Annotated in this window: 20 protein-coding genes; 6 read left to right on the top strand and 14 right to left on the bottom strand. The window is 52.7% G+C overall.

Features of this window, described 5'->3' with window-relative positions; all coding sequences use genetic code 11:
* Nucleotides 1-278: 278 nt before the first annotated feature.
* Complete coding sequence (gene tatA, locus K9N21_22130) at nucleotides 279-680, top strand: twin-arginine translocase TatA/TatE family subunit (GenBank protein MCF8146616.1); 402 nt, start codon at nucleotides 279-281, stop codon at nucleotides 678-680.
* Nucleotides 670-1,437 carry a twin-arginine translocase subunit TatC gene (gene tatC / locus K9N21_22125; GenBank protein MCF8146615.1) on the top strand — a complete coding sequence of 256 codons (768 nt, stop codon included), beginning with the start codon at nucleotides 670-672 and terminating at the stop codon, nucleotides 1,435-1,437. Before tatA ends, tatC begins: the two co-directional genes overlap by 11 nt.
* Before the next feature lie 33 nt (nucleotides 1,438-1,470).
* On the opposite strand, the gene K9N21_22120 is transcribed toward tatC, so the two are convergent.
* The 8 genes from K9N21_22120 to K9N21_22085 form a co-directional block, all read right to left on the bottom strand.
* Nucleotides 1,471-3,426, bottom strand: a complete 1,956-nt coding sequence (locus tag K9N21_22120) for a penicillin-binding protein activator (protein MCF8146614.1) — start codon at nucleotides 3,424-3,426, stop codon at nucleotides 1,471-1,473.
* The gene (gene dnaK / locus K9N21_22115) at nucleotides 3,423-5,333 is read right to left on the bottom strand and encodes a molecular chaperone DnaK (protein ID MCF8146613.1); all 1,911 of its coding nucleotides are present in this window, start codon (nucleotides 5,331-5,333) and stop codon (nucleotides 3,423-3,425) included. Before dnaK ends, K9N21_22120 begins: the two co-directional genes overlap by 4 nt.
* Before the next feature lie 95 nt (nucleotides 5,334-5,428).
* Complete coding sequence (grpE, locus tag K9N21_22110; protein MCF8146612.1) at nucleotides 5,429-6,037, bottom strand: nucleotide exchange factor GrpE; 609 nt, start codon at nucleotides 6,035-6,037, stop codon at nucleotides 5,429-5,431.
* Between the two features lie 427 nt (nucleotides 6,038-6,464).
* Nucleotides 6,465-7,091, bottom strand: coding sequence for a response regulator (locus K9N21_22105; GenBank protein MCF8146611.1), 627 nt, complete (start codon nucleotides 7,089-7,091; stop codon nucleotides 6,465-6,467).
* A 21-nt stretch (nucleotides 7,092-7,112) separates the two neighbouring features.
* Nucleotides 7,113-8,006 (bottom strand): phosphoribosylaminoimidazolesuccinocarboxamide synthase, encoded by an 894-nt coding sequence (locus tag K9N21_22100; GenBank protein MCF8146610.1) that lies wholly within the window; start codon nucleotides 8,004-8,006, stop codon nucleotides 7,113-7,115.
* 77 nt (nucleotides 8,007-8,083) lie between these two features.
* Nucleotides 8,084-9,484: a transglycosylase SLT domain-containing protein gene (locus K9N21_22095; protein MCF8146609.1), complete on the bottom strand. Its 1,401-nt coding sequence runs from the start codon at nucleotides 9,482-9,484 to the stop codon at nucleotides 8,084-8,086.
* A 639-nt stretch (nucleotides 9,485-10,123) separates the two neighbouring features.
* Nucleotides 10,124-10,444: an NIPSNAP family protein gene (locus tag K9N21_22090; protein MCF8146608.1), complete on the bottom strand. Its 321-nt coding sequence runs from the start codon at nucleotides 10,442-10,444 to the stop codon at nucleotides 10,124-10,126.
* 32 nt (nucleotides 10,445-10,476) lie between these two features.
* The gene (locus tag K9N21_22085) at nucleotides 10,477-11,292 is read right to left on the bottom strand and encodes a hypothetical protein (GenBank protein MCF8146607.1); all 816 of its coding nucleotides are present in this window, start codon (nucleotides 11,290-11,292) and stop codon (nucleotides 10,477-10,479) included.
* Between the two features lie 721 nt (nucleotides 11,293-12,013).
* Here K9N21_22085 and K9N21_22080 point away from each other — a divergent pair.
* The gene (locus tag K9N21_22080) at nucleotides 12,014-12,583 is read left to right on the top strand and encodes a DsbA family protein (protein ID MCF8146606.1); all 570 of its coding nucleotides are present in this window, start codon (nucleotides 12,014-12,016) and stop codon (nucleotides 12,581-12,583) included.
* Between the two features lie 69 nt (nucleotides 12,584-12,652).
* A complete protein-coding gene (locus K9N21_22075) occupies nucleotides 12,653-13,450 on the top strand; it encodes a transporter substrate-binding domain-containing protein (protein MCF8146605.1) in 798 nt (265 codons plus the stop codon).
* A gap of 102 nt (nucleotides 13,451-13,552) precedes the next feature.
* Here the strand turns inward: K9N21_22075 and K9N21_22070 are convergent, their stop codons facing one another.
* The 5 genes from K9N21_22070 to K9N21_22050 all read right to left on the bottom strand — a co-directional run bounded on the left by K9N21_22070 (nucleotide 13,553) and on the right by K9N21_22050 (nucleotide 18,999).
* Nucleotides 13,553-14,170, bottom strand: a complete 618-nt coding sequence (locus K9N21_22070) for a lysophospholipid acyltransferase family protein (GenBank protein MCF8146604.1) — start codon at nucleotides 14,168-14,170, stop codon at nucleotides 13,553-13,555.
* A gap of 424 nt (nucleotides 14,171-14,594) precedes the next feature.
* Entirely contained in the window at nucleotides 14,595-16,211 is a 1,617-nt protein-coding gene (gene lnt, locus K9N21_22065) for an apolipoprotein N-acyltransferase (GenBank protein ID MCF8146603.1), read from the bottom strand.
* 24 nt (nucleotides 16,212-16,235) lie between these two features.
* The gene (locus K9N21_22060) at nucleotides 16,236-17,477 is read right to left on the bottom strand and encodes a hypothetical protein (GenBank protein MCF8146602.1); all 1,242 of its coding nucleotides are present in this window, start codon (nucleotides 17,475-17,477) and stop codon (nucleotides 16,236-16,238) included.
* 52 nt (nucleotides 17,478-17,529) lie between these two features.
* Nucleotides 17,530-18,393 carry a GNAT family N-acetyltransferase gene (locus K9N21_22055; GenBank protein MCF8146601.1) on the bottom strand — a complete coding sequence of 288 codons (864 nt, stop codon included), beginning with the start codon at nucleotides 18,391-18,393 and terminating at the stop codon, nucleotides 17,530-17,532.
* Between the two features lie 153 nt (nucleotides 18,394-18,546).
* Nucleotides 18,547-18,999: an SAM-dependent methyltransferase gene (locus K9N21_22050; GenBank protein ID MCF8146600.1), complete on the bottom strand. Its 453-nt coding sequence runs from the start codon at nucleotides 18,997-18,999 to the stop codon at nucleotides 18,547-18,549.
* A gap of 164 nt (nucleotides 19,000-19,163) precedes the next feature.
* On the opposite strand from K9N21_22050, the gene K9N21_22045 reads away from it, so the two are divergent.
* Nucleotides 19,164-19,637, top strand: a complete 474-nt coding sequence (locus tag K9N21_22045; protein MCF8146599.1) for a hypothetical protein — start codon at nucleotides 19,164-19,166, stop codon at nucleotides 19,635-19,637.
* Between the two features lie 191 nt (nucleotides 19,638-19,828).
* Here K9N21_22045 and K9N21_22040 read toward each other — a convergent pair whose 3' ends face one another.
* Nucleotides 19,829-20,071 carry a hypothetical protein gene (locus K9N21_22040; protein MCF8146598.1) on the bottom strand — a complete coding sequence of 81 codons (243 nt, stop codon included), beginning with the start codon at nucleotides 20,069-20,071 and terminating at the stop codon, nucleotides 19,829-19,831.
* A 180-nt stretch (nucleotides 20,072-20,251) separates the two neighbouring features.
* Between K9N21_22040 and K9N21_22035 the strand changes: the two genes are divergently transcribed.
* On the top strand, nucleotides 20,252-21,784 hold the full coding sequence (locus tag K9N21_22035) for a long-chain fatty acid--CoA ligase (protein ID MCF8146597.1): 1,533 nt from the start codon (nucleotides 20,252-20,254) through the stop codon (nucleotides 21,782-21,784).
* Nucleotides 21,785-21,965 lie beyond the last annotated feature (181 nt).

The raw sequence follows: 21,965 nt of genomic DNA, 5'->3' as shown, positions 1-21,965 counted from the left end.
TCTGTTCCAGCCCCAAGTACAGCCTTTCATGGGACGGTATGTCCTTGCTGCCTTTCCGTAAACATTATTCGGAGCCCGGGGGCGGCCGCCGAACGATACGACCGCATTTTATTGCAGCTCTTGGGCAGAGACCCCCACGGGCGTCCAGAACGCTTCTGGGACTTGGGTGAAACCTGTTTGGTTGCGGCTGTCAGGCCGCCTTGGGAGTCGGCCACTTCAATCGAAAAAATGGCCTTGGGTCAGGCATGCGTACGGTATGGCCCTGAAAGGAGGGAAATATGTTTGGCATGGGGATGCCCGAACTCATCATAATTCTGGTGATTGCGTTGATCGTCATCGGTCCCAAGAAACTGCCCGATCTGGCAAAGGCCCTTGGAAAAGGGATGTCCGAGTTCAAGAAGGCGACCCAGGAAATCAAGGGAAGTCTGGACCTGGAAGAAGAGTTGAAAGGGGCTAAAGAAGATCTTATCGATACTGTCAGCGGTCTGGATAAACCTGCAGAACCGGAAGGTCACCCCCCCTCTGATGATGAAAAACCAAAGTATGAAGATTTCGATCAGATGCTGGAAGATTACGACAGCCTGAAGGGAAACGAGGATAAAAAAGAATCTGCTCAGAAAGAGGATCCGGTTGAGGGCACGCCGGACACCCTCGTGGAGAAAAACCGGCATGACGGATGATGAAAAGCTCCCTTTCCTGGGGCATTTGGAGGAGTTACGAAAGCGGCTGGTGGCATGTGCCATTGCCGTGGGCATAGGGTTTGCCGCCTCGTATGCATTTTCCGAAGAATTGTTCCAGGTGCTGATCATGCCCCTCAAGGCGGTGATGCCCGAAGGTGACCGGCTCATCTTCACCAATCTGCCCGAGATGTTTTTTACTTACCTGAAGGTATCTTTTCTGTCCGGCGCCCTGTTGATGGCCCCTTTTATTTTTTATCAGTTATGGATGTTTATCGCCCCCGGGCTCTACCAGCGGGAAAAAAAATACGTCATCCCGTTTGTGGTGGCCTCCAGCATTCTTTTTGTGGGGGGATCCCTTTTCGGCTATTTTATCGTCTTCCCGTTCGGGTTCAAATTTTTTATCGGGTTTTCCAACGAGTACGTCAAGGCCCTTCCGTCTGTTAAGGAATACTTCTCCTTTTCCATCAAGCTCCTGTTTGCCTTCGGCATTGTCTTTGAACTCCCTGTAGTCATCTTCTTCTTAACGAAAATGGGGATGGTGACGCCGGAAGTACTGCGTCGGAAACGGAAATACGCCATTCTTCTCACTTTTGTTGTGGGCGCCATATTAACCCCGCCCGATGTCATTACCCAGTGCATGATGGCAGGCCCCATGATCCTGTTGTATGAGGTAGGGATCCTGGTTTCCGTGATGGCTCGGAAGAAAAAAGAAGAAAAATTGAAGGAAGAGCAGGTGGAAGACGATTTGCCTGGTTAGGCACTGATTGTAATCGCGCCTTGGGGGGCAGCATTAGTTCAGGAGTGACGCGGTGTTTCCTGAGATCTTCAAGAGTATCGGTGTTCTCTCTGCCTCGCCCCGGGTATCGAAGGTGATGGTCCCTGAAACGCCTTTTATGCCCGGAGATCCGAGCAATGCCGCTGCGAGATCTCTTCTGGTTCGAATCGATTCTTCGGCCAGGATCTTCTTCAATACGCGGATAGTATCGTAACCATTGGCTGCCAGGATGTCGGGATCCCCGTCAAAGTTTTCCCTGTATGCGTCAACGAATGCCCGAACCTCGGGATCAACGGCGTTCGGTGCAAATCCTGAACAGAAAACAGCCCCCTGAACATACTTCCCGGCCATCTCGATCAGTTGTTGAGATTGCCAGGCGCTGGTCCCTAAGAGCTGAACGCCCAGCACGTCATAAAAGGCCAGCTGAGGCGCGATCATGGCGACGCGCTGAGAGCTGTCCGGTATGAAAATGGCATCGAAATCGATGATCGGTTCCGGTTCTTCAGGAGCCGGGACCCCTTTCTTATCTTCAGGCGTCCGCATATCCTCAAGTTTTTTCACCAGGGATTCAGGCCTCGGATAGTAAAGCCCTACCATTTTCTTGATCTGATCGGCGAAATCCGTCTGATCAACCCCATACGACTCCGCAGCGGTCACGATCCCGCCCTTTTGTTCCAATCCGCCCCAGAAGGTCTCCATGCAGTAACGGCCATAGGCATTATCCGGGTACAGGATCCCAAAACGCTTCAGTCCCATCCGGTTGAGCGCAGCATCGAGAAGACCCTCAATCTCCTGGGCAGGCGTGAGAAGGTTGCGAAAAACCATATCCCCTTGTTCCACGATTCCCTCCCTCTGGCTCAAGGTGATGATCGGGACACCTGCCTCCTGGGACTTCTTGGCTGCAGCACCGGCCGCGGTGCTCGAAACAGGACCGATGACCGCCATGACCTTTTGGATGTTGGCCAGATCTTCAAGCGCTGCTGCGGCCGCTTCCGGACTCCCTTCGGTATCTCTGATCAGCAACGTCAAGCCGGGGTTTCCGGACGAATCGTTCGATAGGCCCATGCCCAGTTGTATCCCTTTCAAGACCTCTTTTCCATAGATGGAAAAAGGCCCGCTGAGAGGGAGCAGTACCCCGAGTACTCCCTGCTTGACGGCCTTCTCTTCTTTCAAACGCGCGAGAAAGGCGTTTCCCCTTGAGATCCAGATGTCGTCGTTAGTGGAATGGAGCAAAGATATTGCCGCCCTTTCCGCGGATCCCGATTCTCCTTGTTCAAGATGGAGTTGGGCCATGCGATCATATATTTGGGGGGCATAGGGGGTCCCCGCAGCATCTACTGCAAACTGACGGAGCAACATGGGTCCGCTGCCGGCAATCAATTCATTCAGCCTTTCATCGATCCGCGCTGCCTCCTCGGAATCGCCCGCCCACTCTTTTTTGGCCATAAGCCACCAGTGAAACGCCTCAGCCTTATCCCCTAATGCACTGAAGTCCTCCCCCAACAGAAAATAGACATCCCTTTTCAGGGGATGCTGCGGGTATGTGTCGAGCCATGACAAGGCCTCGGTTGCAGACCGCCTGTGCTCGCCGATACGGGAAAGGATGGTCGCCATATCATATCGCATCCCGGGAATCCAGTCGAGATCCGGGTATTCCTGGCAAATCTCTTCCATGACCGTCAGGGCCTCTGCAGGCTGGTTGAGTTCGAGGTATATTTCAGATGTGCGTTTGAGGACCAGAGCCGATTTTTCAGTTTTCGGCGCGTCTTGAAGAAAACGCCCGTATGCCTCCAGGGCCTTCTCCAGCTCGCCCCTTTCGACATAGCTCTCGGCCAGAACCAGCGGATCCGGTTTACCCTTCTCAACCATGACAGGAGGCGTCGTTTTAGGCTGACATGCGGCCAAAAAAAAGGCTATCCCTGCCATAATGACGGGGATAGCCGCTTTTACTAAAGACACGCGTCTGATCACTTCTTGACTTCCTCAAAATCGGCATCCACCACGTCCTCGTCTTTTGAAGATCCGGTGGTGGAATCAGGGCCAGGTCCGCCTCCTGACTCGGCCTGTTCCTTGGTGGCATTTGCATACATGGTCTCGGCCAGTTTATGAGAGGCCTGGGTTAATTCGTCGCTCAGCCGCTTGATCTCGTCCGCGTCATCGCTTTCCATCGCTTTTTTCAAATTCTCAATGGCCTGGGTGATGTTGCCCTTTATGGCCTCATCCAACTTATCCCCCACTTCTTTGACGGATTTTTCGGTGGAGTAGATGAGAGAGTCCGCCATATTCCGGGCATCGATAAGTTCCCTTTTCTTTTTGTCTTCTTCCCCGTGCAGTTCCGCATCCTTGATGAGCCGTTCAATCTCTTCCTCACTCAGACCGCTGGAGGCGGTGATTTTGATTGACTGCTCTTTGCCTGTGCCCATATCTTTTGCGGAAACGCTTACGATCCCATTCGCATCAATGTCAAAGGTTACTTCAATCTGCGGAACGCCCCTCGGTGCCGGGGGGATGCCCACCAACTGAAATCGTCCCAGGGTCTTGTTGTAGGCTGCCATCTCCCGCTCGCCCTGGAGCACATGGATCTCAACAGCGGGCTGATTGTCGGCCGCTGTGGAGAAGACCTGGCTCTTCTTGGTGGGGATGGTGGTATTTTTTTCTATCAGTTTGGTAAAAACGCCCCCCAAGGTCTCGATGCCCAGCGAAAGAGGGGTAACATCGAGAAGGAGTACATCCTTTACCTCGCCCTTCAGCACACCGCCCTGAATCGCCGCACCGACAGCCACCACCTCGTCGGGGTTCACCCCCTTGTTCGGCTGTTGGCCAAAGATTTCCTTCACCTTTTCCTGGACCTTGGGCATGCGCGTCATGCCCCCGACCAAGATTACCTCATCGATTTCCTTGGCTGAAAGGCCCGCATCTTTCAATGCCATGTTACAGGGCGCGACGACCTTCTGGATCAGGTCATCCACCAAAGACTCCAGTTTTGAACGATTCAATTTGATATTCAGGTGCTTCGGGCCGCTGGCATCGGCGGTAATAAACGGGAGATTCACATCCGTCTCCATGGACCCCGACAATTCGATCTTGGCTTTTTCAGCACCTTCCTTCAACCGTTGAAGGGCCATCTTATCGTTTCGCAGATCGATCCCCTGATCCTTCTTGAATTCATCTGCCAGGTAATCGATGATCCTCAGGTCGAAATCCTCACCGCCCAGATGGGTATCGCCGTTTGTCGACTTGACCTCGAAGACGCCCTCGCCGATCTCCAGCACCGAGATGTCAAATGTCCCGCCGCCCAAATCGAATACAGCGATCTTCTTGTCACCCTTCTTGTCCACGCCAAAGGCCAGGGACGCAGCCGTCGGCTCGTTAATGATCCTTTCCACATTAAGGCCGGCAATACGGCCGGCGTCTTTGGTGGCCTGTCTCTGGCTGTCATTAAAGTATGCCGGGACGGTCACCACAGCATCTGTGACCTTCTCGCCGAGATACTCCTCTGCAGTCTCCTTCATTTTGGTTAGGATCATGGCGGATATTTCTGCCGGACTATAGTCTTTCCCCCGGACAGACACGTGGGCATCGCCATTGGCTGCCTTGACGATCTTGTAGGGGAGCACCTTGATATCTCTTCCTACTTCAGCGGAATCGTACTTTCTCCCGATCAGGCGCTTGACCGCAAAGACGGTATTTTCCGGATTGGTCACCGCCTGCCGCTTGGCTGTCTGCCCAACCAGCCTGTCGCCACTTTCAGTAAAAGCCACGATAGAGGGCGTTGTTCGGCTTCCTTCGGCATTGGCAATCACCACAGCATCGCCGCCTTCCATAACAGCAACACACGAGTTGGTAGTCCCGAGATCGATCCCTATTGTTTTTCCCATATTAATCGCCTCCTAAATATCTGAATATCTCCACAACCGACTGTGTACATGACATGCAAAGCATGCTACTCGCAAATTTCATTTCCCGATTCCGGTTATCCGGTCTTTCTGCTGACAATCACCATTGAGGGCCGAATGAGTCTTTGATTGAGAACATACCCCTTTTGGAGGTCTTTGATCACGGTTCCGGTTTCAACGCTGTCATCTGCCACTTCTGAAACCGCCTCGTGAAAATTGGGATCAAAAGGCTCCCCCACCGCCTCAATGGTCTCCACCCCGGCCTTCTGCAGGACATCCATGAGCGCCTTCAGGGTCAGTTCAACGCCTTTTCTCAGGGCATCCACAGATGTCTCGTTTTGTGAATGTTCGATGGCTTTCTCGAGATTGTCCGCCACTGGAAGCAGTTGTTTCAAAAGCGACTCATTGGCAAATTTGGCCAATTCCTGCTGTTCTTTTTGATACCTCTTTTTCAGGTTGTCTATTTCCGCCTGAGAGCGAAGGTAAAGATCATAATTTTTCAGTGAAAGCGCTTCTGCCTCTTCGATTTTTTCAATGAGTTGATCCTTTGTCATCTTGGTTAAAGGAATATCTACTCTTTTCTGATCCTTAGACCGGGCTGCGTCAGCGGGCGGCGCTTCAGCCTCCGCAGCGGAAGTTTCCGTCGCCTCATCCTTGACCCTGTCATCATTCATCGCACTGATCACGTCAGACTCCTGTAATATTCGAATTTCCACATCCTGCGTTGCATCTTGAAACCGGATATGCCTTCAGGGAGTTCTTGGTCCAGGTTGCATAAGCTTCTGAACATTTCAGTAACGCAATCACATTTCGGTTAACCAGACTCGCCTTTTTTGCACTAAAAACAATACTAAGCATCAGGAAAAACTTTGTCAAGGTAAGCCCCGGCAACTTCTGGGAGTCCACTGAAGGCCGCATTTTTTTGACAAAATTCGCCCTATGCCGCAGGTTCCCCTGATTCCAGGAATCCGTCCGATATGGGCCCTCGAAAGAGACCTTTTTCTCTCACCTGTCCGTGAACACAAGATGAATGCGGAGGTGTTACCAAAAATCAAAAGAGATGGAGAGGAGTCCAGACCAAAGGTGGGGTCGTAGCGGTTATGCCCGAAAAATTCAACCCCCCATGTATTTCGTGCCCATGATCTTTCTCAGATCGTTCAACAGGGAAGGGGCATTGACACGGGTCAGACGACGCGTATCCATGTCGTCCGATCCGGTGGGCTTGATAAACAGGCCGTCGGCCCCGGCCCTGAACATGGCAACAGCATCACGGATCAATGATTTTCGGGTATAAAAAACTGCCGGGGTTTGAGGATAATGAAGCCGCACCTGTCTCAAATTGGAAAGGCCGTACTTTCTGTTTTGACCGATACGGTTGCAGGCGTCTTCGAAAAGGTTCCGCCAGCAATCCACCACCGCGAAAAGCCTTTTGAGGTATTCATTATTAAGATCCCCCTCAAAATCATCCAATCCCTCATAAACATGCTCAAGGGTCGGAAAATCGGCGATCCTTGTCCTGAGTTCGTCTATGGGAGTCATATAGGGTTCGGCTATGTCCGGGTCCTGCCCCCACAGATCGAGGAGAAACAGGGCCGGGACATGGTGGTTCAATCGATCCACGGCCTCGTCGAACGTGTAGGCTTGTACAAATTCGAGATCAGAGCCTGAAGTGGCGATTTCATGGCGCACCAGATCATGCTCAAAAGCAGAGTCGTCAATAAAGCACACAATCGGTTTCATGATTTCCCTTGACAATACGGCTTACAGCCCTTTTCCTGTGAGTCGGATTAATGCGTCCAAATATTTTGCTCTCGTCTTTTCAATGACATCCGCCGGAAGTCTGGGCGGGGGCGGTTTTTTCGGCCAGTTGATCCCGATCAGATAATCCCTCAGGAACTGCTTGTCAAAGCTCTTCTGGGGCCCTCCTGGACGATAATCGGCCATGGGCCAGAACCTGGATGAATCAGGGGTCAGGACCTCGTCGATCAGGATCAGGCGACCGTCCTTTATACCGAATTCAAATTTCGTGTCCGCCACAATAATCCCTTTTTCAGCGGCAAGATCTCTCCCCAGTTCATAGATACGGAGACTGATGTGCTCGACCTCCTTCGCGGTCTCTTCTCCCAGGATCTCCGCGGCTCTCTCACAAGTGATGTTTTCATCGTGCATCCCATCTTCGGCCTTGGTGGAAGGGGTGAAGATGGGGCTCGGCAGCTTGTCTGATTCGCGCAGGTATTTTGGAAGCGAAATGCCGCAGACACCGCCTGCCTGAAGATATTCCTGCCAGCCCGAACCCGAGAGATATCCTCTGACGATGCATTCAACCGGCAGGGGTCTCGTTTTGTGGACAAGCATACTGCGGCCTTCCAACTGGGAAGCGTACATACGGCATACCTCAGGATACTCCGATGGATCGCTGCTGATCAGATGATTTTCGATCACAGAAGATAGTTTTTGGAACCAGAAGAGCGAGATGGCCGTCAAAATCCTTCCCTTGTCTGGAATCGGATCATCCATCACCACGTCAAAGGCCGACATCCGATCGCTCGCAACAATCAACAGCTTATCCTCAACCTCATAAACATCTCTTACTTTTCCCCGCTTGACGAGCCGGATATCCCCGAGATCGCTCTGCGTCAAGACGTCTGTGGTCATGCGTCATCTCCTCTTTTGCGACTTGCGATGTGCGATATGCGATTCCGGATTCTTCATCCGCATCTCACATCCCATCATCAATTTGATTGTTTCAGCCTCTCCAGGTATTCCCGATAATATTTCAAAACCGTGTTCCGGAAAGTCACGGTCTCGGCAAAGGGAGGCAGACCGTTATACTGCTTTACCCGGTGCGGTCCGGCATTATAAGAGGCCAGGGCCAGACTGATATCCCCTTTCTGCAGTTTCATGAGATCTGAGAAATATTCGTATCCGTAGGCCATGGCCTTGCATGGATCCAGACGATCATCTTTATCTTTTTCCAACAAATCCTTCCGATAACGGGCAAACAGACGCGATCGGTTCTCACCGCACTTCAAGGAGTCCTGCATGAACTCCCTGGCGAGCCCGGCCTGGGTTGCCATATCCGCCGGTGTGATTTTCAAAATAATAGAGATGGCCTTCTGACGAAGAGACCGCTCACGTTGCAAGAGAGACATGGCCTCTTCAAAATAGGACGGCAGATAGATCTGTTTCATCCCCAGGCCCATCCCGGTCTTGGGCATAATCTGGGTCAGACCGGCGGCCCCCACATAAGAAATCGCAAGGGGATCAAAATTGGATTCTCTCTTCATGAGGGCGAGGAAGAGGAGAGGATCCACCGGATATCCACTTGTTTTCTGACTGTCGGGACACGATTGGATGCGTGCCCCAAGGCCGGGGGCCTCCCGATTAACAACGGTTTTCAATGAAACCCCAGGATTCGTTCCCCTGTCCCTTCCCTGCGTTCCAAGGTCGAAGCGCTGTTTATCTGTCTCGGATCCCTTCTGCTGGAACTCGGAAAACACATGATTGACGAATCTCACATTCGCAGGGGTTAAGGAAGGGGTATTTTCAGGCAATCCCTGACATCGATTATAAAAGATTCCCAACCCATCCCTCAGATTGAAACAGGCCTTTTTCAGGCCCTCCTCCAACAGGGTGTCCATGAGGCTTAAACAGGCAACGTCATTCAACCGCTCATCCGTCTCGGGCGTCAGTTTAGACCGGTAAACTGCAAAAAGCTTTCGCGCGGAATCAAGGGCTTCCCTGCTGGCCAGGGCCGATTCGCCTGCCCGTTTGGCGTGTTCACCGGCAAAAGACTCTTTGTCCTGACATGTCAAAGAAGAAACAGCCTGGCTGAAGAGACGTTCCGCCTCAGCGTCCAGGGCGCTGGCCGCGAGATAGTCCTGATTGATCACTGCCTTGAGGCCCAAAGAGGAGGCCACCTCCGGTCTGACAAGGAGGATGCCTTCCGCGCCCTTGTAGGAACCGTCAGACAGGCTCTCTTGATAAGCCTTGAGATTGAAATCGATGATGCTCTGCCGAAAAACAGAGGGGTTTGCCAGGGCCACCTGTGCAGGCCGCAGGCAGACAATGGCCATAGCCATAATGAGAAAAGACAAAAAGGCTGCTTGAACCGGTTTTTTCTTGAATGACATCTGCTGCCTGGATAGATTGCATCGGGTTAACGGAAGACAAATAAAGTAAGAATTTTACGCTATCATTGGGCAGAAGGCAAGGGATAGATGCGTAAGAGAGGTCGCCCAGGTCGGACCGGGGTGAACTCCGATTGACATCGGCAGTGTTCTGTCATTAATTCTCGTTATATTATAGGCCTTATCGCCCAGTTTTCTGTCACAAAAAACAAGAAAATATGGCCATCCTTCCACTGCGCGCTTAGCCTTCCGTCATTCCGGCACGTTTCTGGCCGGAATCCAGAAATACGGCGGAGTGGATTCCGGCTAAGGGCATGCCGGAATGACGGGACAGCACACAGGCGTTTTGGTTGCGGGTATCCGCTTTAGGATCTCCACAGTCCAAAGTTCTCGTAATGTATTGATTTTATTGAATGCATAAATTCCAGCCCGTCATTCCGGCGAAGCTTGTCCCGGACTCGATCCCCGCAAGTGCGGGAAATCCAGTTCCCGTACTTGCGGGGATCGAGTCCGGCATGAGGAAGATGTCGGTATTATTTCGAGACAGTTAATAATAAGGACATCGGATGTTGAGTCTGGAACGGAGATCTTTTCCATATGTTCAGAAGTTTGGGCAAGGTCAGGAGGATCAGGGGACCCTGTTCATCGGATGACAGACTTTTCCGTGGCGGCCATCCGCGTAATCCGCATCCTTTCCCGATCGAGCATCTCATCGGCAAGGGGTTTAACCTTCGTCTTCCAAAACTCACTCTCATATACCTCTCTGTAGAGCCGCTCCGCCTCTTTCTCGCTCTCAAAACGGCGTATCCAGATATAGAGGTCCGGCTCATCCAGGGAGACAAAGCTGCCCACGAAGACCATCCCCTTTGACACCTGGAATGGGATGATCTGCTCTTCCATCAATTTGACCCAGCGATCCCGCTTCCCCTCCTTGATGCGATACTGACGGAGCTCAAAAAACATGACTGGTCCCTTCTTGATTTTCTGGTGGATGGTTAAGATTGGGAAAAGGCTTCCTTGAAGAATGCCAGCACCTTTTCTCGAACAGCTTCCGGCGGCCGGAGAGAGGTGGGTTCCCGATGAAGCACCTGATAATAGCTCTGGTCGCTATTGCCGATCTCTCTTAGGAAGAGACGGGGCGTGATCCTGGCATTCACGCGATAATGATCGTTTTCCCGTCCTGAAAATATGGATACATTAAAGCTGTAAAGGCCCTCCTGATCGAAATACCTTAACGCTGCGGTGAGACCCGTGAGAAAGGCATCTCGTTCGTCATCTTTCCATTCAACAAGGGAGCGACACTCCGGAAAGATGCACCACACATCGGGAAGGGCGCCCTGGGGGGCAAAGCCCAGGGTCCAGAAGGTGGACCCGGTTTCCGTAAGGACCCTTTCATCAGATTCTTTTTCCGCATTCATATACTCTTCCCAGAACGTCCTTCCGTTTTTCAGGAAATAGTCATGGCTGCATTCCATCTGAAGACGCGGCTGATATGTGGGGATTTCCCCGCAGTTGATCTGGATATGGGGATGGACGATGCTGGAGCCGGAAGGCGGCATGTAGTTCCAGTTGATGTTAAAAAAGCGAACACCGGGATCATGCAGGGCAATAATCTCTATAAAAGTCCGGGCGGCCGTAAATCCGTCCCTGATGATTTCGGGGGTAAAATCTCCCGGACCGATAAAATGGTCACGCCCGAATATGCAGACCCCGGCGTACCGGTCGAGGGGGAGAAAATTCGGGAATACAGCTGCCTCACCCACATGAATCCTGCCTCTTTTGACCAGTTCTTCCGGGAAAAGAGGGGTCATTCTTTCTAAGGACTCCGGACAAAATGGACAATCCATCTCCTTGGATTTTGTGATGAGTTTCTTAAAATCAGGTCTTTCTATGGGTCGATACGGCAAGTCAAAAATCCTGCTTGACTGTCCGGTGAGAGGGTCATACCGGATTTCAAAGGGAATCTCATCCATTGAAAAGTTTTTAAAGGGATGCCTCAACCGTATGTGATCTTTGATCTTTTTAAAGGAGATGGCCATCGATTCACCTAAACTTCATGGTTTCCCATGTCTTTTATGATCAAACGCCTGATTCACCAGACACCTGCAATACAAAAGGCACGCCTGCGTGGAGGCCGTATTCCATGAGGTCGCCTCCGACCCCCATATCCGACCCGTTTCCCATCAGCATGGCTGCCCCGGGCTTGCCGGAGCCAGCTCATCTAAGCATATCTTATGGAATTTGTAAAGCAAGGTCCCTCTCTCCTTTTTCCTTTAATCTGCCGCACTGACTTGACCTTCAAAGATACATTCGCCTATACTCCTCCCAAGGCGGCCTATGGGCCGCAACCAGTCCCGCCTGGATATAGGCGGGACGCACACGAAAATACAAAGATTTTTTTACTTATAGACCATTGCTTTTTCGGCAAGGACCTAAACGACTTTCGTCTACGGAAGATATGAGAACCATACAATGGCTGAAACACCTGTACTGGAGATCTTTTCCGACTATATCTGACCCTGGTGCTACTTCATCACGGGGCGTGTTGATCGACTGAGAGAACATTACGTATTTGACATTCAGTGGACTGCTTTCCCGCTTCATCCGGATACCCCTCTGGAAGGCCTGACCTTGGAAAAGCTCTTTGAAGGTCGTGGGATTAATGTCCATGAGACAATGGACAGGCTCAGGCGTGTGGCCGGTGAAGAAGGACTCCCTTTCGGCCGGAGGGAAAAAACATACGACAGCCGTCTGGCACAGGAACTGGGGAAATGGGCGGAATCAAGGGATAAGGGGGAGCTATTTCACAAGGCCGCCTTTCACGCCTATTTTGCTGACGGGACCAATATTGCCCGCATTCCGAACCTGATCAACCTGGCTGTCAAGGCCGGTCTTTCAGGCCAGGAAGCGAAAGAGGTCCTGGAAAAAAGGATTTTCAAAGACGCGGTGGATTCGGACTGGGCAAGATCCCGTAAAATGAATATCATCGCCGTCCCCACCTTCATGATGAGCAGCAACAGGCTGGTAGGGGGACAACCCTATGAGGTCTTAGAACGCTTTATCATGAAAAACCATGTAATGAAGAGACCTCTCCATGGCTAGGTTTCCTTTTATGCTGCATGGAAACCCTTCTGAAAGCATCCACAACATGGCTCAGGAGTTTCTGCATATATGAGCATCCGCAGGGGCGACCTTCTGGTTCTCATGCTCTTATCGCTGATGATTTCCGTCTATCCGGGCTGTTCCCGTGAGCAGGAGAGTACCTTGGCCCGCATCAGGGATGCCGGGGAAATCAGTGCGGCCATGAGTGCGGACTATCCGCCTTTCAACTACCTCATCGAGAGCGGTGAACTGGAGGGGTTTGATGTGGATGTGGTCCTGGAATTGGCCGGAAGGCTCGGGGTTAAGCCCAAAATCGTCATCAAGAAATGGAGCGGCATTATACAGGGGCTCCTGGCAGGGGAGTACGACATCATCCTGGGGAGTATGGCCATCAGCGAGGAGAGGCTGAAGCTCGTGTCTTTCTCCATTCCGTATTACCACTCCGAAGTCCGAGTGGTGGTTCGGGAAGGGTCCGGGATGCAGGATCTGGACGATTTGAAAGGCAAGACCGTAGGCATCGGTGCGGGATCAAACTATGAGAACGATGCCAGGGAGTTAGGATTTGCCGACATCCGTTTTTTCGATCCCTGGACCCAAGGATTATTGGAACTCCAAAAAGGAAATCTGCACGCCGTTATCATTGACCAGATTGTAGGGATTCATGCCGTCGAATTTGGAAAGTTTAAAATTCAATTTCTGGGGCCGCCGTTACGTCGCGAGGTCGTGGCCATAGCAGTCCGTAAAGAAGACAAGAGCCTGCTGAAAGCCATTAATGGTGCAGTGTTGTCAATGCAAAAAGACGGCTTCTTGGCCGAATTGGGGAGAAAAATGGCCCGGTGTGAATATGACTGTTCCGGCCGCTTCTAGACCAATAGGGTCGCTTCTCATCTGTCGTCTTCCTCCCCATATCCTCTCAGCTGTTCCAGCTTTTTTGACACCGCATTTTTCGCCATAGCCGCCACTTTCCCCTCACAGGGGCATTTTCCATTCCGCCGTTGCAAAGCCGCGCGATTTCCGGGGGTATTTGCCTGCGATGTCTGCGTAAAAGTCCCGAATGACTTTCATATCCGCTTCCATATTTCCGGTGGGGTGGACCACCGGGCCGATGCCTCCCACCTTGCGTCGGTAATCCAGGTATCCCAGTACGATGGGGACATTCGCCCCCCTGGCGATATGGTAAAAGCCGGTTTTCCAGTACATGACTTTTCTGCGGGTTCCGGCAGGAGGCACCACCAGAACCATTTGCGGGTATTCACGAAAGGCCTGGATGGACCGGGCCACAACATCGGTGGATTTGGAGCGATCCACGGGAATGGCCCCCAACCATCTGAGAAAAGGACCCACCGGCCACTGAAACCAGGCGGCCTTCATCATGATGAAGGGCTTGATTTCAAGGATGAAGGCCAGACAGAGGGTGTAAAGAAAATCCCAGTTGGAGGTGTGCGGCGCCGCAATGATGACATATCTGGAGATATGCGGTCTTTCCCCCCCCGGTTTCCAGCCCATAAATCGAAAGATGATCAGGGCCAGCCAGCGCATTACGGTTTTCCCTATGGACGAATCATGAACGGTCTTATAATACATCATCTGATACTCCCCGATCCGGACAGGCCGGAACCAAAAAAGGTCTCGGCCGGGGATTTATTCCTAATTCCCTCAATCCCTAAATTCCCTAATTCCTCAATTCCCTAAGGCGGTCTGACGGCCGCAACCAAACAGGTTTCACCCAAGTCCCAGAGGACGCCCGTGGGGGTCTCTGCTCAAGAGCTGCAATAAAATGCGGTCGTATCGTTCGGCGGCCGCCCCCGGGCTCCGAATAATGTTTACGGAAAGGCAGCAAGGACATACCGTCCCACGAAAGGCTGTACTTGGGGCTGGAACAGACTGTATTGTAAAGCCCTGCTGCCGTCCCCAAGAGCTGTATTCGGTTTTTGCAGCTCTTGAGCAGAGACCCCCACGGGCAAACTTCTTCGCAGGTTGCAGAGAAGTTACAGACAAAGACTCTAATTCCTCAATTCCCCAATCCCTCAATCCGTCTCCGCCTTTTCCGGACGAGGTTTGCAGTTTCACCCCATATAATGAGAAAGATTCCCAAGAAAATGGAGATACGCCCCAGATAGTCCCCATGGCGGGCAAAAAAAGTCCGTCCCTCTCGAAGATGGATCCGGCCTTTGAGCGTGGTCTTTTTCCACCAGGGCGTGCGGGCCATCACCACGCCTCTTGCATCGATGAGTGCTGAGATCCCGGTGTTGGCGACCCGAACCAGATCCCGGCGGCATTCGATGGCCCGAATGGGGCTGAAATTGAAGTGGTAACGATAACCGGGGGTGTGCTTCCACCATCCATCGTTGGTAATCATACAGATAAAGCCCTTTTCTTCCGGCAGGTCCCGTGCACAGTGGGCGCCAAAGGCCGACTCAAAACAGACAATGGGCAGAATGCCGATGGACCCGTCGGGGGACATGAATACACGGCTCCCCTGACGAATGCTGTAGGTGCCGTTATATCCGCCGAGTTCCAGGGAATATTTTCCAAGAAAGCCGAGATACTGCACAAACGGCACGCGTTCGAACAGGGGGACCAGCTTGCTTTTGTGATAGAATTGGGGCGCGGATTCGGGGGAGAGAAAAAGGGCGGTATTGAAGGCCTCATAAAAGAAGCCTTCTTCCCGGTTGAAACGGCTCCAGGGAGGGATATCCTCCTCGACTTTCTGATAGCTGTGGACCCCGATCAGACAAGTAAGCTTTGGGTATGTTGCCTGAAAATCCAACAACTGACGATAGTAAGGCGACTTGAAGGGGTTTCCCTCGTCAATATGCTGCACCACAAGGGTCTCGGGGCCCAAGAGGTAGTCGGTCTCCCCGTCGCAGATGGCGTCCGCTGTCTTAAAGAATTCATTCAGATGTTGGCCATACCTCTCCGGCACAAATTTTTCCGTGTATGGATCCACATTGGGCTGAATCAGGGCCACGGTAACGGTTTCTCCCGCCTCCTTGAAATTATTAAACAGATGATAAGAGACCAGTACAGGGACAAGCATCAGCAGAACGGTTGCGACGCCGAGGAAGACAATGGATCCCCAATTTCTTTTCCGATAGGTCAAGACCCATTTGAAGATCGCAAAATTGATCAGGATAATCCAGAGCGTGCCCCCCCGAAGGCCGGTAAACTCAACCCACTGAAGGAGTTTAGGCGCCGTGACCAGGGCATTGCCCAGATTCAGCCAGGGCCAGGCCAGGTCCCAGGATTCATGAAAATACTCATATCCCATCCAGATGATCGTGAAGGGAAATATCAGGGGGATATTCAGGCTGACGCGAACGCGGCTTATGGACCAGAAGACCAGGGCCTGCAAGAGTGCATTGGCCAGCATGATGAAAATGGCGCCCAACCACTGGGCTTGAATGATCCACCATGATCCCAGAATATTCCACAAGAGGAAACCGACAAAGGCATAATTGAACAGGGTGTAGGGGTTTGGGTGATCCCGGATTTCCTCCTCAAGAAGAAAGAGGGGCGTCCAGGCAATGAAAACGAGAAAGAACAGGGGCGAAATAGACCAGGGAAGGCCCAGCAACAGGCCACCGGTCAGAGACAAAAAAAGATTTCTGCTGGTGTTATAATCCATTCGGTTCCGGGGCGCCCGTCGGCACTAATTTCTTTCTTCGCCTGCCTGGCGGGCAAACTGATGAAACCGACGGGCCTCCGCTTCATTCCCGATAGAGGCATAAATGTGGCTGACCCGGTCAAAGTAAAAGGGGCGGTTGGAAGGGTCATCTTGGGCCAGAGACAGGTAGGATTCCAGGACCGTCGCGCTCCGCTCACCTAACTCAAAGCGAATATCTGCCAGTTTTCTTCGGACCAGGGGATCCACACGGGTGTGACAGCTCTGGCACTGGTTCATGATTTCAGCATAGACATCACCCGCCTGTTCAAGATCTCCGAGGATTTCGTATGTTCCGGCAAGGGCGCTTAAAACAGCTTCATGTCGTCCGTATGCCTGCATGAACTCCTGATAAAAGGCCGCAGCCTCCGAAGGCCTGCCGGCCTGAGACATGCTTTCCCCTCTGAGCAAAACGTAGGCCGAAGAATTTCGGAGTTCCTCGGGGCAGGATTCAAGAAGGGCCTCGGCCCGGTCAAAGGCCCCCGCCTCCCAGAAGACCTCACAGAGGACCTGATAACCGGGAAGGGCGTCTGGATGATGCGCAACAAAGGTTTCCAGTAATTCCCTTGCTTCATCAAGACGCTGCAGGTTCAAAAAGGCCGTGGCCAACTCGAGGGGGATGAAGGAAGCCGGGGAGGGTTTCTCTTCCATGGCGGTGGACAGGGCATCCACTGCAAATTCAAAATCCCCTCTGTTGAGTGCCAGATATCCCGCCTGGAACGACGGGCCGTAGGAGATATAGGCGGACCGCACCTCTTCGGGCAACGCGCCTAAGAGGGCCATAAAGGTATCCCCCTCATTATTGCCCGCGCTCTCCTGTTCATCCACCGGCAATAACGGTTCCAACGCGCTTATGTCCTGCTGAACGACCGTTGGCGAAGGGCGCTCCGCTCCATGCAGCCTGTTTCTAATGTCCGCCCGTAATTCCGTATCCTGTGTCAGGGTCAGGGACAGTTCAAGCAATTCCCGGGCTTCATCGATATATCCGGATCCCAGTAGTTCTTCAGCGCTCTCCATATGCTCACGCACCAGGGCCTCCATGGACCGACGCAGCTTTTCAAGAATTCTCGCTTTGGATTCGGCAGCATCGGCGGTCCCTTTTTTGAGGAGGGCGTCCAGGGCCGCTTCATAGGCCAGTTTGGCCATGCCCCAATCAGAGCCCCTGACGCAGTCGTCTCCCCGTTGCTCATATTTTTCTGGGCCCGGTCTGAAAAAATCCTTCAATCCCATACGTGTTTCCTCCGAACTGCAGCAAATGCGACCCGCTTCACCCGTTCCAGGGTTATCCGGCGGACGGATCTGCAATGGCAAACTGGGCCTTCGGATCACTTTTGGTAATGGCCGGACCCAGGCGCATTCGGGTTAAGCATCGGAGCGGGGCAAACCCCAATTGCCGGACAGCGGATGCGGCCGCTCTGTTTTGATCCGGGACATCCCAGAATACCAGACGGTTTTCAGCGCTGACAAGGAGTTCATGCACCAACGCCAGGGCGGCATCGTCCTCACCACAGACGACCGGGCCAAGATAATCCGCATGCGTCCCGGTACGGAGGAGGCCCCACCCGGCGGCCCTTCCCTGCGACGGCCATACCAGCGCCCTTCGGCTGTGCCGTGCCAGGCTCTGAATAAGACTCCCCCGGGACACACCCAACGCCCCTTTATCGATCTCCTGTACAGCTGGCCAGTCAGCGTCGGCCAGATTTCGCGTAACATTAGAACTGCCCTCTGAAGGGAATGTGTGAATACTCCCATAACCTTGCCAGCGGGTCAATGTCCACTCCGGGGCAAATCCGAGCTGTTCATAAAGGGGAAACCCCAGCGGTGTCGCATCGAGTTTCATACATCTCACCCCGCATCCCTGTAAGTACGCCAGCACCTGTCCCATCAACTTCCTGCCGATGCCCTGCCTCCGGTGCTCGGGGTGAACAAGCATCATTCCAATCCATGAAAGCCTCTGTTCATAGGTGATCGAGGTCACCGTTCCCAACACGGCACTGTTTTTTGTTGCCACGAAACACCCCTTGGGGCTTAATTTCAGGAACCGACGCCAATCGGAGAGTGTCTGGTTCCAGCCCACGAGCCGGCGTAATGCATCCGCACTCCCAATATCCTTTTCCGTCATCGGGCGAAAAGAAATGTTGTTCATCAATGCCATCCAGATGCTTCCTGTATTGCAGATTCAACCGCCGCCATGTGAATACGGAAATCTAAAACATGAAGAGGGTCCCGCATTCCCCGTGCTTCCCGGCCGCCGCTTTACTTCGACGCCGATGACTTTTTTTGGCACTAAACGTCAGAATCAGTTTTTCAGATCAATTACCGGCGATCCGGAAAATGCATCGATCTCCTCGACCTCGATGATGTTTTTTTTGACGGATATGATTTTGCACCGGCTCACCCCGATCAGGTTGGGACGTACCGGCGAACGGGTGGCAAAAACCCCTGTCAGCGGATTATTCTTATCGCCCCTGGGGTGAACCTGGAGGATGGATCGTTTTGCCGGGAAGTCATTGCGGTCAAACCAATATATCACAGTCACAGAAGAGAGCCTGTCCATTCCCAACAAACCGGGCTCGTATTTCTTATCCAGTACAATGAAGGTCCGGCCGTCTTCCTTCACAATCCTGCCGATGGGGTGTATTGTCAACGACTTGATCATGTCGCCGCCGGATTGTCCGAAGACTTCTGGAGCGAACAAACTTGAACTGATCATAACAAAGACAAACAGCAAAAACCAGGCTTTCGTGATCATTCCGGATTCTCACCAATACCTTTTTGGTTGCGGCCGTCAGGCCGCCTTGGGTGAATGTGCGATCTCTATTGCCGGTGCTCTGTTCCCCGTCATTGACAAAGGACAAAAATCGGGGTTATGCTTGAACCGATTTTGTCAAAGCCCTCTCAGCGGGAGGATACAATGTGGACGACATGAGATTCGTGGCGGATTCCATGCTGGGCAGGTTGGCTAAATGGCTTAGGGTGCTGGGTTATGACACCCATTATCAGGCTTCCTACCCTCCGGGGGTCATGGATGCCCTCATCAGGGAGGGGAGGCTGCTGCTGACGCGACATCGGAAGCGTGCGGAAATGTCAGGCAAGAGGGCCGTGTTCATACATGGCAATCACGTAAGTGAACAATTGATTGCACTGACAAGGGAACTCCATATGACCCCCCCGCCCTCGGCATGGTTCAACAGGTGTCTCATATGCAACACCCAATTGAGGCATGCCTGCGAGAGCGACGCGCGGGAGAAGGTCCCCGAGTATGTTTTTTATCAAAACATGAGCCGCATCCGCTTCTGCCCATCATGCGACAGATATTTCTGGCCCGGGAGTCACCGGTCGACCATGGCGGCCCAATTGAGAGAATGGGGGTTCCCTCTCGACCGCTAACCACTCTGGTCGCATGGGGGAAAAGCCTGCTGAATGCTTTTGAAGGCATTCAAAACAGACCGATCGCGAATCCGATCCGGATCTTGAGGCAGTAAACAAGATTCAAAGGGCTTGCCTCAGTCAAGCCTCAGCAAAGGGGGTGTGCTCTCCCCCATACGGATCGGCTCCAGGAAAGCAGCTCAAAAAAGGGATTACCCTTTCTTGCCTGCCGCCTTTTGTTTGGCAGCTGCTTTTTTCCTGACCGCCGGCTTCTTGGCCTTGGTTGCCGGTTTTTTCGCTTGGGCCTTAGCCGCCTTTTCCGCTGCCTTGGCCTTCTTAAGGGCCGAGTCTAATTTCTTGATATTCCCTTTTGTAGCTGTTACTTCTTTGTTAAGTCGTGCCAGCTTCTTCTTTGCCATCTGCAAACTGCGCTGAATTTGTTTGACAGTTGCCATACGATCTCCTTTCGCTCATGGTTAATAATATCATTTTTGAGGGCGAAGAATAGATGCTAATTTGATATAAGTCAAGGAAATATGTCGATCCCATGAGAGAATAACTCCAAAAGTATCTTTGTCTTTAATCGGATTTTAAGTGATAGCCTGGCCCATGAGGACGTCAAGATGATCAAATCCATGAATATCGGTTGGTGGGTCGAGCGATGGAGCGGCCTCCATCCGGAGAAGACCGCAATCTTCTTTGAAGGATTGAGGATTACCTATTCAAACCTCCATGGTCGCGCCAACCGGACCGCCTGCTGGCTTCAATCCCTCGGTCTACGAAAAGGGGATCGGGTGGTCGTCATGTTGAAGAACTGCCCGGAATTCATTGAACTGTACCTGGCATGCGCCCGGTTGGGCGCCATCTTCGTCCCCGTGAACTTCCGCCTGACAGCCCCTGAACTGGCACATATCGTAGAAAATGCCCAACCCCGAATTATTGTGTTCGGCAGTGAATACCGTGAGTTGGTACATCGGCTTTATTCCACGCACAGAACGCGCGATATTCTTTTCTCTTGTCTAAGGGTCTATCCTGAGGTCGATCAGGAGAGTAATCCGGCCATCGACTATCTGCGCGAGACGCGTCGGTTTGACGGCCGGGCCCCTTTTCCTACCGGGTCCATCGGGCCCATGCATCCGGAAGACCCTCAAGTGATCATGTACACCTCCGGGACGACCGGCCCGGCCAAGGGGGCGGTTCTTTCCTATCGAAAGACCTTCTTCAACTGTCTGAATGCCGACATCTTCTTTGATCTCTCCTTTGACGACATCATGCTGGTTATTCTCCCCATGTTTCACTCGGGCGGCCTCTTTATCCAGACCTCCCCCATCCTGTATAAAGGCGGGACCCTCGTTATCCATTCCCGTTTTGACCCTCCCCTGACCTTCGGGGATATCGGGCATTACAGGGTCACTAAATTCCTGGGGGTGCCCACGATATATCGAATGCTCATACACGCCATGACCGACGGTGAATATGATCTTTCCTCTCTGAGGATATCAGCGATCGGGGGAGAAATGGCCACGCCCGACCTCCTGGAACGGTGCAGAAAGGCCGGATTTCCCGTAAGGCAGATCATGGGCCAGACAGAGACGTCTATCCTGTTCTGGGCCTCTGAAGATGCGGGCGCCAGGAAGCCGGGAACCGTGGGGAGGCCTGTTTTTCATGCCGAGGTCAGAATTATGGACAGGGACGGCCACCCTGTTGAGACCGGAGAGGTCGGGGAGATCGCGGTCAGAGGCGCCATCATGATGACCGGGTACTGGCAGGACCCGGTCCGAACCCGGGAAACCATTCGGGACGGCTGGCTGTATACCGGCGACCTGGCCCGGATGGATGAAGACGGGTATTTCTATCTGGTGGACCGGATCAAGGATATGTATATCTCGGGCGGGGAGAATGTCTATCCGGCCGAGGTGGAGGCTATACTCAAAGGCCACCCCGATGTGGCGGACGTCGCTGTGGTCGGAATCGCGCATGAGACATGGGGAGAGGTGGGGAAGGCCTTTATCATCCCGAGGAATGGCGCGGATTTTTCGTCAGATCAGGTCATTGAATACTGCCGGGGCCGTCTGGCGCCCTACAAATGGCCCAGGGAAATCGTTTTCTGCAAAGACTTCCCCAGAACGCCCCTGGGCAAGGTAAAAAAACGATTGCTGGTCGGTTAGACTCTTTGTCTGTAACTTCTCTGCAACGTGCGAAGAAGTTTCCCCGTGGGGGTCTCTGCCTCCCGCCCAGGAGGCGGGACAAAAACCGAATACAGCTCCTGGGGACGGCAGCAGGGCTTTACAATACAGTCTGTTCCAGCCCCAAGTACAGCCTTTCATGGGACGGTATGTCCTTGCTGCC

It is taken from the genome of Deltaproteobacteria bacterium, from assembly GCA_021737785.1.
Classification (GTDB): Bacteria; Desulfobacterota; DSM-4660; order Desulfatiglandales; family Desulfatiglandaceae; genus AUK324.
Note: the sequence above shows the minus strand (reverse complement) of the source record. Positions and strands in the feature narration are given on the sequence as shown.

What these genes read in the sequence shown, in the direction of transcription:
- tatA (MCF8146616.1), top strand. Translation starts at nt 279, where the DNA reads ATGTTTGGCATGGGGATGCCCGAACTCATCATAATTCTGGTGATTGCG.
- tatC (MCF8146615.1), top strand. Translation starts at nt 670, where the DNA reads ATGACGGATGATGAAAAGCTCCCTTTCCTGGGGCATTTGGAGGAGTTA.
- dnaK (MCF8146613.1), bottom strand. Translation starts at nt 5,333, where the DNA reads ATGGGAAAAACAATAGGGATCGATCTCGGGACTACCAACTCGTGTGTT.
- K9N21_22105 (MCF8146611.1), bottom strand. Translation starts at nt 7,091, where the DNA reads ATGAAACCGATTGTGTGCTTTATTGACGACTCTGCTTTTGAGCATGAT.
- K9N21_22100 (MCF8146610.1), bottom strand. Translation starts at nt 8,006, where the DNA reads ATGACCACAGACGTCTTGACGCAGAGCGATCTCGGGGATATCCGGCTC.
- K9N21_22095 (MCF8146609.1), bottom strand. Translation starts at nt 9,484, where the DNA reads ATGTCATTCAAGAAAAAACCGGTTCAAGCAGCCTTTTTGTCTTTTCTC.
- K9N21_22090 (MCF8146608.1), bottom strand. Translation starts at nt 10,444, where the DNA reads ATGTTTTTTGAGCTCCGTCAGTATCGCATCAAGGAGGGGAAGCGGGAT.
- K9N21_22085 (MCF8146607.1), bottom strand. Translation starts at nt 11,292, where the DNA reads ATGACCCCTCTTTTCCCGGAAGAACTGGTCAAAAGAGGCAGGATTCAT.
- K9N21_22075 (MCF8146605.1), top strand. Translation starts at nt 12,653, where the DNA reads ATGAGCATCCGCAGGGGCGACCTTCTGGTTCTCATGCTCTTATCGCTG.
- K9N21_22070 (MCF8146604.1), bottom strand. Translation starts at nt 14,170, where the DNA reads ATGATGTATTATAAGACCGTTCATGATTCGTCCATAGGGAAAACCGTA.
- lnt (MCF8146603.1), bottom strand. Translation starts at nt 16,211, where the DNA reads ATGGATTATAACACCAGCAGAAATCTTTTTTTGTCTCTGACCGGTGGC.
- K9N21_22060 (MCF8146602.1), bottom strand. Translation starts at nt 17,477, where the DNA reads ATGGGATTGAAGGATTTTTTCAGACCGGGCCCAGAAAAATATGAGCAA.
- K9N21_22055 (MCF8146601.1), bottom strand. Translation starts at nt 18,393, where the DNA reads ATGAACAACATTTCTTTTCGCCCGATGACGGAAAAGGATATTGGGAGT.
- K9N21_22050 (MCF8146600.1), bottom strand. Translation starts at nt 18,999, where the DNA reads ATGATCACGAAAGCCTGGTTTTTGCTGTTTGTCTTTGTTATGATCAGT.
- K9N21_22040 (MCF8146598.1), bottom strand. Translation starts at nt 20,071, where the DNA reads ATGGCAACTGTCAAACAAATTCAGCGCAGTTTGCAGATGGCAAAGAAG.
- K9N21_22035 (MCF8146597.1), top strand. Translation starts at nt 20,252, where the DNA reads ATGAATATCGGTTGGTGGGTCGAGCGATGGAGCGGCCTCCATCCGGAG.